Annotated in this window: 10 protein-coding genes; 6 read left to right on the forward strand and 4 right to left on the reverse strand. The window is 58.5% G+C overall.

What is annotated here, in order from left to right:
* Window positions 1–14: 14 nt before the first annotated feature.
* The 5 genes from nuoL to AC8GFZ_RS02730 are packed head-to-tail and all read left to right on the forward strand — an operon-like array spanning window position 15 to window position 6193.
* The gene (gene nuoL, locus AC8GFZ_RS02710; protein ID WP_506642092.1) at window positions 15–2033 is read left to right on the forward strand and encodes an NADH-quinone oxidoreductase subunit L; all 2019 of its coding nucleotides are present in this window, start codon (window positions 15–17) and stop codon (window positions 2031–2033) included.
* 34 nt (window positions 2034–2067) lie between these two features.
* Window positions 2068–3543 (forward strand): NADH-quinone oxidoreductase subunit M, encoded by a 1476-nt coding sequence (locus AC8GFZ_RS02715; protein WP_506642094.1) that lies wholly within the window; start codon window positions 2068–2070, stop codon window positions 3541–3543.
* 21 nt (window positions 3544–3564) lie between these two features.
* The gene (gene nuoN, locus AC8GFZ_RS02720) at window positions 3565–5052 is read left to right on the forward strand and encodes an NADH-quinone oxidoreductase subunit NuoN (protein ID WP_506642096.1); all 1488 of its coding nucleotides are present in this window, start codon (window positions 3565–3567) and stop codon (window positions 5050–5052) included.
* Between the two features lie 40 nt (window positions 5053–5092).
* Window positions 5093–5680 carry an NUDIX domain-containing protein gene (locus AC8GFZ_RS02725; protein ID WP_506642098.1) on the forward strand — a complete coding sequence of 196 codons (588 nt, stop codon included), beginning with the start codon at window positions 5093–5095 and terminating at the stop codon, window positions 5678–5680.
* Between the two features lie 30 nt (window positions 5681–5710).
* Window positions 5711–6193, forward strand: a complete 483-nt coding sequence (locus AC8GFZ_RS02730) for a DUF1178 family protein (protein WP_506642100.1) — start codon at window positions 5711–5713, stop codon at window positions 6191–6193.
* 17 nt (window positions 6194–6210) lie between these two features.
* On the opposite strand, the gene miaA is transcribed toward AC8GFZ_RS02730, so the two are convergent.
* From miaA to mutL, 3 genes are read right to left on the reverse strand one after another with little or no spacing between them, the layout of a single operon-like run.
* Window positions 6211–7344 (reverse strand): tRNA (adenosine(37)-N6)-dimethylallyltransferase MiaA, encoded by a 1134-nt coding sequence (miaA, locus tag AC8GFZ_RS02735; RefSeq protein ID WP_506642102.1) that lies wholly within the window; start codon window positions 7342–7344, stop codon window positions 6211–6213.
* Window positions 7334–8533, reverse strand: a complete 1200-nt coding sequence (locus AC8GFZ_RS02740) for a multidrug effflux MFS transporter (RefSeq protein WP_506642104.1) — start codon at window positions 8531–8533, stop codon at window positions 7334–7336. Before AC8GFZ_RS02740 ends, miaA begins: the two co-directional genes overlap by 11 nt.
* Before the next feature lies 1 nt (window position 8534).
* Complete coding sequence (gene mutL, locus AC8GFZ_RS02745; protein ID WP_506642106.1) at window positions 8535–10415, reverse strand: DNA mismatch repair endonuclease MutL; 1881 nt, start codon at window positions 10413–10415, stop codon at window positions 8535–8537.
* A 50-nt stretch (window positions 10416–10465) separates the two neighbouring features.
* Here mutL and AC8GFZ_RS02750 point away from each other — a divergent pair, with 50 nt between their 5' ends.
* Window positions 10466–11104, forward strand: coding sequence for a VTT domain-containing protein (locus tag AC8GFZ_RS02750; protein WP_506642108.1), 639 nt, complete (start codon window positions 10466–10468; stop codon window positions 11102–11104).
* 52 nt (window positions 11105–11156) lie between these two features.
* On the opposite strand, the gene AC8GFZ_RS02755 is transcribed toward AC8GFZ_RS02750, so the two are convergent.
* Window positions 11157–12131, reverse strand: a complete 975-nt coding sequence (locus AC8GFZ_RS02755) for an NADPH:quinone reductase (RefSeq protein WP_506642110.1) — start codon at window positions 12129–12131, stop codon at window positions 11157–11159.
* Window positions 12132–12155 lie beyond the last annotated feature (24 nt).

The raw sequence follows: 12155 nt of genomic DNA on the forward strand, positions 1-12155 counted from the left end.
GGCCAACCAACAACATGAACAGCACCTTGAACGCCACCCAACTTTTGATGGTCCCTTTGGCCCCGCTGCTGGGCTCGGTCCTGGCCGGTATTTTGGGAACCGCCCTGGGTGGGCGGCGCATCGGTCGCGGCGTCAGCCACAGCGTGACCATTTTGGGGGTGTTCATCTCCTTGGTCATCTCCGCCATGACCCTGTACAGCGTGGCCGTGGAAGGGGCTCGCTTCAATGAAACCATCTACACCTGGATGGTGGTGGATGGCTTCAAAATGGAGGTTGGTTTTTTGGTCGACGGCCTGACCGCCATGATGATGTGTGTGGTGACCTTTGTGTCCTTGATGGTTCACATCTACACCATTGGCTACATGCACGAAGACGAAGGCTACAACCGCTTTTTTGCCTACATCTCCTTGTTCACCTTCTCGATGTTGATGCTGGTGATGAGCAACAACATGCTGCAATTGTTTTTTGGTTGGGAGGCCGTGGGTTTGGTCTCTTACCTGCTGATTGGATTTTGGTTCAATAAACCATCGGCTGTGTTTGCCAACATGAAAGCCTTTTTGGTCAACCGGGTGGGTGACTTTGGGTTCATTTTGGGCATTGGTTTGTTGGCAGCGTATACGGGCACCCTCAACTATGCCGAGGCCTTTGCCAAAGCCCCCGAACTGGCCACGCTCACCTTTCCCGGCACATCCTGGTTGTTGGTGACCGTGATCTGCATTGGCTTGTTTGTCGGTGCCATGGGCAAATCGGCCCAATTTCCTTTGCATGTCTGGTTGCCAGACTCCATGGAAGGCCCCACGCCGATCTCCGCTTTGATCCACGCAGCAACCATGGTCACTGCCGGCATCTTCATGGTGGCCCGGATGTCGCCGTTCTTTGAGTTGTCCGACACCGCTCTGAGCGTGGTGCTGGTCATTGGGGCGATCACCGCTTTGTTCATGGGCTTTTTGGGCATCATCCAAAACGATATCAAGCGCGTGGTGGCGTATTCCACCTTGTCGCAACTGGGTTATATGACGGTGGCCTTGGGCGCATCGGCATACTCTGTGGCGGTGTTCCACCTCATGACACACGCTTTTTTCAAAGCCCTGTTGTTTTTGGCCGCCGGCTCGGTGATCATGGGCTTGCACCACAACCAAGACATCCGCTGGATGGGCGGGGTGCGCAAATACATGCCCATCACCTGGATCACCTCATTGCTGGGCTCTTTGGCCTTGATCGGTACCCCGTTGTTTTCTGGGTTTTACTCCAAAGACAGCATCATTGAAGCGGTCGCCGAGAGCCATTTGCCTGGGGCTGGATTTGCCTATTTTGCGGTGCTTGCGGGTGTGTTCGTGACGGCCTTTTATTCCTTCCGCATGTATTTTTTGGTGTTCCATGGCCCTGAGCGTTACCACCTCAACCCGGATGCCCATCACCACGATGACCACCATGGGCATGGTGCTTCAGCTTCGCCCCATGAGTCCGCTTGGGTGGTCACCCTGCCGTTGGTTTTGCTGGCCATCCCTTCGGTCGTGATTGGGTTCTTCACCATCGATCCGTTGTTGTTTGGTGACTTCTTTGCCGATGCCATCACCGTCAATGGTGACAAGCACCACGCGATGCACGGCTTGGCCCAGGCGTTTCATGGTCCCTTGGCCATGGTCAGCCATGCCTTGGTCACGGCGCCGTTTTGGCTGGCGGTGGCTGGCGTGGCCACGGCCTATGTGCTGTACATGGTCAAAACCAGCTGGCCCGCAGCGATTCAAAAAGTGCTGCAACCGCTGCACACCTTGTTGGACCACAAATACTATCTGGACGCCTTCAATGAACAGGTGTTGGCACGGGGTGCGCGTTTGATCGGCGCGGGCTTTTGGCGTTGGGGCGATCAGGCCTTGATTGACGGGGCCTTGGTCAATGGTTCCTGGCGTTGGGTCAGCCGCGTGTCTGCTTGGGTGCGCCAAGGCCAAACGGGTTACCTCTACCACTATGCACTGGCCATGATCATGGGGGTGTTCTTGTTGATGACATGGTTTGTGTGGTTGCAACCATGAGCCACAGCCCGATGACCACGAAAAGAGATAACACATGGGTTTGTTGAGCCTGTCCATTTGGACGCCGATTGTTGTTGGTGGCCTGTTGCTCGCCTTGGGGCGGGATGAGCATGCCAAGGCGGTGCGCTGGTTGGCATTGCTCGGTGCACTGATCAGTTTTTTGATCACCTTGCCGCTGTATGGCGGCTTTCAAATCGACAGCGCTCAGATGCAATGGGTGGAAAAGGCCTTGTGGATCGAACGCTTCCAGGTGCATTACCACCTGGGTGTGGATGGCATCTCCTTGTGGTTGGTGTTGCTCACCGCTTTCGTCACCCCCGTGGTGGTGCTGGCGGGATGGGAAGTCATCACCGAGCGGGTCAACCAGTACATGGGGGCTTTTCTGATCCTCAGTGGCTTGATGGTGGGGGTTTTCACCGCCCAAGATGCCATGCTGTTCTATGTGTTCTTTGAAGCTACTTTGATTCCGATGTACCTCATCATCGGTATTTGGGGTGGCCCGAACAAAATCTACGCTGCTTTTAAGTTTTTCCTCTACACCTTGCTCGGCTCTTTGCTGATGCTGGTGGCCTTGATTTACCTCTACACACAATCGGGTGGCAGCTTTGATCTGGCGGTTTGGTACCAACTGCCCTTGGGCAGCCAAGCCCAAACCCTGTTGTTCTTTGCGTTCTTTGCTGCTTTTGCCGTCAAAGTACCGATGTGGCCGGTGCACACCTGGTTGCCCGATGTGCACGTCGAAGCGCCCACCGGTGGCTCTGCCGTTTTGGCGGCCATCATGCTCAAACTGGGTGCTTATGGATTTTTGCGCTTTTCCTTGCCCATCGTGCCAGATGCTTCGCGCGAATGGGCCTGGTTGATCATTGGTTTGTCCTTGGTGGCCGTGATTTATGTCGGCTTGGTGGCCTTGGTGCAAGAGGACATGAAAAAACTCGTGGCCTATTCATCGGTGGCCCACATGGGTTTTGTCACCCTGGGGTTTTTCATCTTCACCCCCATGGGCGTGAGTGGCGCCTTGGTGCAGATGATTGCGCATGGTTTTGTCTCGGCCGCCATGTTCTTGTGCATCGGGGTGTTGTACGACCGCATGCATTCGCGGCTGATTGCCAGTTATGGCGGCGTGGTCAATACCATGCCGCGTTTTGCGGCCTTTGCGCTTTTATTCGCCATGGCCAACTGCGGCTTGCCAGGCACCGCAGGTTTTGTGGGTGAGTGGATGGTGATTTTGGCTGCCATCAAATTCAACTTCTGGATCGGTTTGGCCGCTGCCACCGCGTTGATTTTTGGCGCAGCCTACACCTTGTGGATGGTCAAGCGGGTGTATTTGGGCCCCGTGGTCAACGATGATGTGCGCGACCTTCAAGACATCAATGCCCGTGAGTACTTGGTGCTGGCGATATTGGCCTTGGCCGTGTTGGGCATGGGCTTGTACCCCAAGCCTTTCACCGATGTGATGGACGCCTCGGTGATCAGCCTTTTGAAACATGTGGCCCAGACCAAGTTGCCATGATCAAACAATGGAATCAGCGAAATGATTGAAAACATGGCTTGGTCCAGCGTTTGGCCTGAAATTGTGTTGTTGGTCATGGCATGTTTCATCGCCATGGTGGATTTGGGCGTGCGCAGCCCGCGCCGCAATTTGACCTATGTTTTGTCCTTGGGCACTTTGTTGGTGGTGGCGGGTTTGGCCGCTTCACAGGCCATGGATGGCAAAACCTTGTATGCGTTTGGCAACATGGTGGTCAGTGACAGCATGGGCAATTGGTTGAAATGCTTTGCCGCCCTGTCGGTGGCTGTGACCTTGGTCTATGGTCGGCCGTATGCGGCCGATCGGGGCATGCTCGGGGGGGGCGAATTCTTCACCTTGGGCTTGTTCTCGCTGCTGGGCATGTTTGTCATGATTTCAGGCAACCATTTCCTGGTGCTTTATTTGGGGCTGGAGTTGCTGACCCTTTGCAGCTATGCCTTGGTGGCTTTGCGCCGAGACCACGGCAACGCCACGGAAGCGGCGATGAAGTATTTTGTCCTGGGGGCTTTGGCCAGTGGTTTCTTACTTTATGGTTTGTCCATGTTGTATGGCGCGACCGGCAGTTTGGAATTGGGCGCCGTGTTCAAGGCGGTCGCCTCGGGCCAGATCAAACACCAAGTGATGGTCTTGGGTTTGGTTTTTGTGGTGTGTGGCCTGGCCTTCAAGCTCGGCGTGGTGCCGTTTCACATGTGGGTGCCCGATGTGTATCAAGGTGCACCCACTTCGGTGACCTTGATGATTGCTGGTGCACCCAAATTGGCGGCCTTTGCCATCACCATGCGTTTATTGGTTGAAGGCTTGCTGCCCTTGGCCATTGATTGGCAGCAAATGCTGGCCATTTTGGCGGTGGCCTCTTTGCTGGTGGGCAATTTGGCCGCCATTGCCCAAACCAACCTCAAGCGCATGTTGGCCTTTTCCACCATTTCACAGATGGGCTTCATGTTGCTGGGTTTGCTCAGCGGCGTGGTCAATGGGGGCACCAGCAGCGCGGCCAATGCGTACAGCTCGTCCATGTTTTACGTGGTGACCTATGTGCTCACCACCTTGGCCACCTTTGGTGTCATCTTGCTGTTGGCGCGGGACGGCTTTGAGAGCGATGAAATTTCCGATTTATCTGGCTTGAACCAACGCAGCCCCTTGTACGCCGCAGTGATGGCCATGGGTTTGTTTTCTCTGGCCGGTGTGCCTCCGATGGTGGGCTTTTACGCCAAGTTGTCGGTGCTGCAAGCCTTGGTATCAACCGGAACCCAGTGGGCATTGTGGCTGGCGGTGTTCGCGGTGATGATGTCCCTCATTGGTGCGTTTTATTACCTGCGGGTGGTCAAAGTGATGTACTTTGACCCGCCTCTGACTGTTACCACGGTCTCCGCTCCCTTGGATGTACGCTTGGTTTTGTCCATCAACGGGGCCTTGGTCTTGTTGCTCGGCTTGATGCCTGGTGGCTTGATGACCTTGTGCGCTCAAGCCATCGTGCGCACCTTGGGCAGTTAAGACCGCATTGGGCGGCCGTTTGAAACCACTTGGCTGAGCCATGGCGGACGAACACCTGATCGAGCAGCGCATCGACAGCCAAGAGCTGTTCAAAGGGCATTTTCTGCATGCGTTCAGAGACACCGTTCGCCTGCCGACGGGCGCAACCGCCACGCGTGAATATGTGACCCACCCGGGCGCGGTGATGATCATCCCCTTGCTGGACGATGGCCAGTTGTTGATGGAGCGGCAATTCCGCTATCCCATGCAACAAGTGATGCTGGAGTTTCCGGCAGGCAAGTTGGATGTGGGCGAAATCCCGCTGCATTGCGCCCGCCGCGAGTTGCGCGAAGAAACCGGCTACAGCGCCACCCATTGGGCCCATGCGGGTGTGATGCACCCAGTGATCAGCTATTCCACCGAGTTCATTGACATTTGGTTTGCCCGTGGTCTGAGCCCTGGCCCCAGAAGGCTCGACGAGGGGGAGCACCTGGATATATTGACCATGGGCGTGGATGCGTTTTTTGCGGCCTGCCAGAGCGGTTTGATCACCGATGCCAAAACCCTCACGGGCGCCTTGTGGCTGCAAAACCACCTGTCAGGGCAATGGCCCTTGGACTGGCAAGCGGCCGAAACCGATGGGCGGTGACCAGACGCTTCTTGCCGGATAATTGGTCACATGAAAGTCCTTGATCTCCAGTGCCAGCACGGCCATGCCTTTGAAGGTTGGTTTGGCTCTGAAAATGATTTTCAAGGCCAACTTTCATCGGGTTTGGTGGAGTGCCCTTTGTGTGGTGACCGCCAAGTGGCCAAGTTGCTCAGTGCCCCGCGCCTGAACCTGAACACTTCTTTGCGCGAATCTGCGCCGATGTCGTCTGAGAGCACCGCTGTCGAGCGTGTTGAGCCAGCTCACGAGCAGACGTCAACCACCATGGCCCAAATGAATCAGGCCTGGATGAAGGTGGTTCAGCATGTGTTGCAAAACACCGAGGATGTGGGCTCTGGTTTTGCCGAAGAGGCGCGCAAAATTCATTACGGCGAAAAACCCGAGCGCAATATCCGCGGTCAAGTCACGGCGACAGAGTCACAGGCTTTGCATGAAGAGGGCATTGCGGTGGTGAGCTTGCCCATGCCTGCCGCGCTGAAAGGCCCGGTTCACTGACCAGCTGCCCATGAGGCTCAGGTCTCAGATCGTGACAACACCTGGGCCAGTACCTGTTCAATCGCATCGGGTGCATCACACGCCACAATGGTTCTCTCGGGCATGCCCCTGAGCCAAGTCAATTGCCGCTTGGCCAATTGCCGCGTGGCGGCCAAAGTGGTGCTGCGCCATTGGCCCAAACCCTGGCGCAAATCCGCCTCAGGGTGCTGCATGAAAAAATCTTTGGCCGAGGGCGGCAACGGGTCACCCCCTACCGCCCCTTTCAGCGTGGCCAGCAGTCGCTCATCGGTCCAGCCCATGGCATGCCAATGGTCGATCACGGCCCAAGCTTGCCGGTAGCCCACACAGCGCATGGCCGGTGCGTTTTCATGCCAACCTGGCATCGCGCGCAAGCGCAACACCTCGGGCAAAAACCCTTGCACCCACATCTGGTCAAAGCGCACTTCGATGCGCCGGTGCAGCCAATCGCGCTGCTGCGGCTCCAGCGACAACAGCAAAGCGCTTCGGCCATCGGCATCGCGCAACTTGCTGCCCAAAGGGGCCGTCTTGCGGGGGCTGAAGTGTGCTGACAAGGCTTTGCCGCTGATGCGCCACACTTCCAAGGCCCGACCGATGCGCTGCGCATCCATGGGCGGCAGGCGTTGGGCGGTTTCCGGGTCCACCTGGGCCAGCAGGGTGTGCATGGCAGGCCATCCCTCGCGCTGTGCTTGCGCCGAAATCTCGGCGCGGATGGCCGCGTCCGAGGCGGGCATGGGGTCCAGGCCATCGATCAAGGCTTTGAAATAAAGCATGGTGCCGCCCACCAACAAGGGCAGCCGCCCACGTTGTTGGATGTCCGCAATCAGGGGGGAGGCCGCGCGCACAAAGTCGGCCGCGCTGTGCAAGTCCAACGGGTCGCAAATATCGATCAGGTGGTGCGGTACTTGTGCCTGCTCGGCCAGACTGGGTTTGGCACTGCCCACATCCATGCCGCGGTAAACCAGTGCCGAGTCCACGCTGATGATCTCCACCGGGATGTGTTGCGCCAAGGCCATGGCTGCGGCCGATTTGCCGCTGGCTGTGGGGCCAGCCAAGCCCACCCAGTCCCAGGGCCATGGCCATGGCCGTGGCCAAGGGCCTTGCGCAGCGGCCAAGGGCGCATCACTGGCCATCCAGGGTCTTGTCCTTTTGTATCAGCACCCAGGCCACAAAGGCCACGGCCACACACCAAAACAAAATGCCGTTGGCCATGGGGAAAACCGTGCCGTCCATGGTGTGGCCCAGCCAGGTGCCACATCCAAAAGCCACCAGCATCATCAAAAACCCACCCATGGCCGAGGCAGCCCCGGCGGCGTCCGGGAAGGGGCCCACGGCACCCGTTTGACCAATCGGTTGATGCACGCCATGGGCCAGCATGATGAGCATGAAGGGCAAGATCAGGCCGGGCACGCCAGTGGCAGGAAAATGGGCACAAATGAACAGAGCGATACCACCGCTCAGCGTCATGCCACCGGCCACCCAGATGGTCTTGCGCAAGCCCCAGCGCGCCAACCAGCGACGGCACACCCAGGTGCCCACGATGTACGACGAGGTTGAACACAGCAATATCAAGCCGTATTCCAAATTGCTCAAGCCCATCACATGAATAAACACAAATGAGGATGAAGCCAGATAGGTGAACAAATAGCCATAGGTGCACATCGACAACAAGGTGTAGGCACGAAAGCTGGGGTTGGACAAAAAGCGAACCCAATTGCCGCTCAGCACCCGCCATTGCAAAGCCGTGGGGTCTGGGGTGTGCAGGCTTTCGCGAAATTGCCCCCACACCATGGCGCAGGTGAGGGCACCATAAATCACCAACACCACCAAGGCCGATCGCCAGCCGCTGTAGGCGGCCAGCCAGCCGCCCAAAGGCGCACTCAGGCACAAAATAAAGCCCAAACCTGTGAAGGCTTTGGACATCAAGCGCGCGCCTTCTGCGGGGCTGAAGCTGTCGCGCACGATGGCGCGGGCACACATCACCACCGAGCCCATGGCCGCGCCTTGCAAGGTGCGCCACAGAATCAATTGCTCAATGGACGGGGCCAGCGTGCAAAACCACGCCGCCAAAGTGAAGGCCGACAAACCGCACAGCAGCACAGGGCGGCGACCCCAGCGGTCTGACAGAGGCCCCCAAAACAGCTGTGAAACACCAAAGGCCAGCAGCATCCCGGTCAGGGTGAGCTGGGCTTGCGACATGCTGGCGTTCAAGTCCAGCTTCAAGGTGGGCAAGGCCGGCAGATACAGGTCGGTGCTGATCGGCATGGTGCCCACCAACAGCGACAACAAGGCGATGAGCATGGGCTCGCTCATGCGTTTCATGTCAACGGCCCCGCATGAAAAGGGCATCCAACTCGGCCACGCTGATTTGGCGCCAAGTGGGCCTGCCATGGTTGCACTGATCAGCGCGCTCGGTGGCCTCCATTTGGCGCAATAAAGCGTTCATTTCGTCCAAGGTCAGGCGGCGGTTGGCACGCACCGCGCTGTGGCAGGCCATGGTGGCCAAGGTTTCATTGCGGGCGCGCTCCAGCACTTGCGTGGCGCCGTGCGACTGCAACTCTTCCAACACACTGCGCGCCAGGGCCACCGCGTCTCCCTGGGCCAAGGTGTTGGGTACGCTGCGCACGGCCAAGGAGGTGGGCGAGAGCACCGACAGTTCCATACCCAATCGGTGCAAGGCCTCGGGGTGGGCCTCTGCACAAGCCACCTCCTGGGGCGAGGCTTGAAAGGGGGTCGGGAGGAGCAGCGCTTGGCACTCAATCCCTTGGCCATCCCATTGGCTTTTGAGCCGTTCATAAACCACCCGTTCATGGGCGGCATGCATGTCCACCACGATCAAGCCCAAGTGGTTTTCGGCCAAGATGTAAATGCCTTGCAATTGCGCCAAGGCGCGGCCAAGGGGCCAATCGGTGGGGGCATGTTCGGCACCTGTGGTTGGGTTGTCGCTGGGCAGGCCGTGCATGTTCAGCGGCGCGAAGCTTGGCGCATGACCGGGTGCTTGGGGTTGCGCCTGGCTGGGCGCAGTGCCATCTCGGGCAGGGAAGGTCTGCGGCTGGCCCCACAGCACATCGAGCTCAGCGACCCGGTGACCCACCGACCAGTCCAGCCGCGCTTGCGGCCATGTGGCGGCGCGCCAGGGTGCGTCTGGCGTGAATGCGGCATCGATCGGCGAGGGTGCAGCACTTTGGCCCAGCCGGGGCAGGGCCAAAGCATTGTCCACCGCGGTGCGCACCGCTTGGTGGACTTCGCGGCTGTCGCGGAACCGCACCTCAATTTTGGTCGGGTGCACGTTCACATCCACACGGGCAGGGTCGATGGAGATGAACAGCACGTAAACAGCCTGGCGCTGCCCGTGCAACACATCGTCATAGGCGCTGCGCACCCCATGCCCAATGACTTTGTCGCGCACAAAGCGGCCGTTGACATAAGCGAATTGCTGGTCGGGCCGTGCCCGCGCTGCGTCCGGTGTGCCGGCAAAGCCATGCACCCGCAAGGGACCGGCACGGTGGTCCACCCGCACCGCATCGGTCACAAACGACTCACCCAGCACGTCCGCCAAGCGCAGTGCCATGGCCTCTGGGCCACTGTGGGCACGCCATTGGGCGATGGTTTTTCCCTCGTGCCATATTGAAAAGCCCACATCGGGTCGCGCCAGGGCATGGCGGCGCACGCTGTCCACACAATGGGCCAATTCGGTGGCGTCGGTTTTGAGGAACTTGCGCCGTGCTGGGGTGTTGAAAAACAAGTCCTGCACTTCGACCGTGGTGCCCACCTCGCGCGCTGCTGGGATGAGCTCGCCGGTGCGGGCTTGCAAGGTCATGGCATGGCCTTGCTGAGCCGTGCGGGAGGTCAGGCTGAGGTCGGACACCGACGCAATCGCCGCCAGCGCTTCACCCCGAAAACCCATGGTCGCCACCGATTCCAGGTCTTGCAAGTTGCTGATCTTGCTGGTGGCATGGCGCTTGAGGGCCACCGCCAATTGTTCAGGGGCAATGCCGCAACCGTTGTCTTCGACGCTGATCAGCCGAACCCCACCGGCGCGCAAACGCACATGAATTTGGCCGGCACCGGCATCGAGTGCGTTGTCCAACAACTCGCGCAACACCGAAGACGGTCGCTCAATGACCTCGCCAGCAGCGATTTGACTGATCAGTTCATCGGGAAGTTCGCGGATGGGTCGCGGCAGAAGAGGGGGATTTGTCACCGAGGCATTTTACGGCTGGCGCTGCAACGATAATTGCGCAAAGGATGACCATGGAACTGATTGCTTTATTGATCGACTTTGTGCTGCATGTGGACCGCCACATCGGTGAGTTTGTGCAAAGCCATGGGGCATGGGTTTATGCCTTGTTGTTTGCGATTGTTTTTGTCGAGACCGGCGTGGTGCTGATGCCGTTTTTGCCCGGCGATTCTTTGCTCTTCATCACCGGCGCCATGTGCGGTGCTGGCTTGATGGATTTGCCCTTGGCCATGGGGGTGTTGCTGGTCGCCGCGATCTTGGGTGATCAGTGCAATTACCTGATCGGTCGGCGCGTGGGTGTGCGCGTGTTCTCTTGGAACAACCGCTGGTTCAACCGCCGCGCCTTTGACCAGGCGCATGCTTTTTATCAGCGTTACGGCGCCATCACCTTGGTGCTGGCGCGCTTCATGCCTTTTGTGCGCACCTTTGCACCTTTTGTGGCAGGGGTGGCAGACATGGAGCGCACCCGCTTCACCTTGTTCAATGTGGTGGGGGCCTTGATTTGGGTGGTGGGTTTGTGCGGCGCTGGTTTTTTGTTTGGCAACCTGGAGGTGGTGCGCAAAAACCTACAAATCATCATTTGGGCCTTGATCTTGGTGCCTGGCTTGGTGGCCATTGTGGGCGCCTACAAGGCCTCGCGCTCAAGCCCTTGACGAGCCACTCACCGGGCACTGCCATGGCCCAGCGAGTTCAAGTTGGTATCGATCAGATATCGATCACCACATTGCCAATGTCACGCCCGGCTTCAACGCATTCATGGGCGGCCACGATTTGGTCCAGAGAAAAGCGCGGGCCAATGCCATGCACCAGTTTGTTCTGGGCCAATAAGTGGTTCAGGTCTGCCAGGGACCGTGCCCGGTCTGCGTCATTCAATTCGTAGACGATGAAAAACTTCAACTGGTACGCATTGATCAACAAAGACCGAAAGCTCAAAGGGGTCTCGGCGGCGTTTGATCCGTAACAAATCAGTTGGCCTTCAGGTGCCAGCACACCCTGGGGCAGCCATGTGGCGGTGGTGGAGAAATCCATGTCGATGATGGCATCCACGCCTTTGCCAGCGGTCAGGCTTTTGACGCGCTCGGGCACCGATTCGGTTTTGTAATTGATCCAATCTTTCACGCCCACGCTGATGGCGTGATCGGCCTTGGCTTGTGAGCCCGCCGTGCCAATCACCCTGCCACCCGCGAGCATCACCATTTGTGACACATAGTGGCCCACGGCCGAGGGGGCGCCTGTGACCAACACGGTTTTGCCCTTCAGGTCACCGGCCAAATGCACAGCCTGGATGGCGGTCAATCCTGGGATGCCCATGCAGGCGCCGGCAGCAAAGTCGGTGCCATCGGGCAAAAGATGGGCCTGGGCTTGGGGCAGAACGATGTACTGCGCGGCGGTACCAAAAGGGCGTTTGTATTGGGCGTTCCATGTCCATACGCGTTGGCCCATGCGGCTGGCGTCCACGCCTGCACCGACTTGATCGATCACGCCGGCCCCATCGCTGTGGGGGATATAGCGCTCGCCCAACAGGGGGCGGCCTTTGCGGTTTTTCACGTCTGATGGGTTGACGCCAGAGGTTTTCAATTGCACCCGCACCTCACCGGTACCTGCTTGTGGGGTGGGCATGTCGCCAACCACCAATACGTCTTTGGCGTCGCCGTTGTGGGTGTACCAAGCTGCTTTCATGGGGGGATCCTTCGGGTTCGGGTT

Source organism: Limnohabitans rimovensis (SeqCode) (assembly GCF_965234775.1).
GTDB lineage: Bacteria > Pseudomonadota > Gammaproteobacteria > Burkholderiales > Burkholderiaceae_C > Limnohabitans > Limnohabitans rimovensis.

Bases quoted from the DNA above. Each gene is read 5' to 3' on its own strand.
- AC8GFZ_RS02755 (WP_506642110.1), bottom strand. From the start codon at position 12,131: ATGAAAGCAGCTTGGTACACCCACAACGGCGACGCCAAAGACGTATTG.
- AC8GFZ_RS02715 (WP_506642094.1), top strand. From the start codon at position 2,068: ATGGGTTTGTTGAGCCTGTCCATTTGGACGCCGATTGTTGTTGGTGGC.
- AC8GFZ_RS02750 (WP_506642108.1), top strand. From the start codon at position 10,466: ATGGAACTGATTGCTTTATTGATCGACTTTGTGCTGCATGTGGACCGC.
- miaA (WP_506642102.1), bottom strand. From the start codon at position 7,344: ATGGCCAGTGATGCGCCCTTGGCCGCTGCGCAAGGCCCTTGGCCACGG.
- nuoN (WP_506642096.1), top strand. From the start codon at position 3,565: ATGATTGAAAACATGGCTTGGTCCAGCGTTTGGCCTGAAATTGTGTTG.
- AC8GFZ_RS02730 (WP_506642100.1), top strand. From the start codon at position 5,711: ATGAAAGTCCTTGATCTCCAGTGCCAGCACGGCCATGCCTTTGAAGGT.
- AC8GFZ_RS02740 (WP_506642104.1), bottom strand. From the start codon at position 8,533: ATGAAACGCATGAGCGAGCCCATGCTCATCGCCTTGTTGTCGCTGTTG.
- nuoL (WP_506642092.1), top strand. From the start codon at position 15: ATGAACAGCACCTTGAACGCCACCCAACTTTTGATGGTCCCTTTGGCC.
- AC8GFZ_RS02725 (WP_506642098.1), top strand. From the start codon at position 5,093: ATGGCGGACGAACACCTGATCGAGCAGCGCATCGACAGCCAAGAGCTG.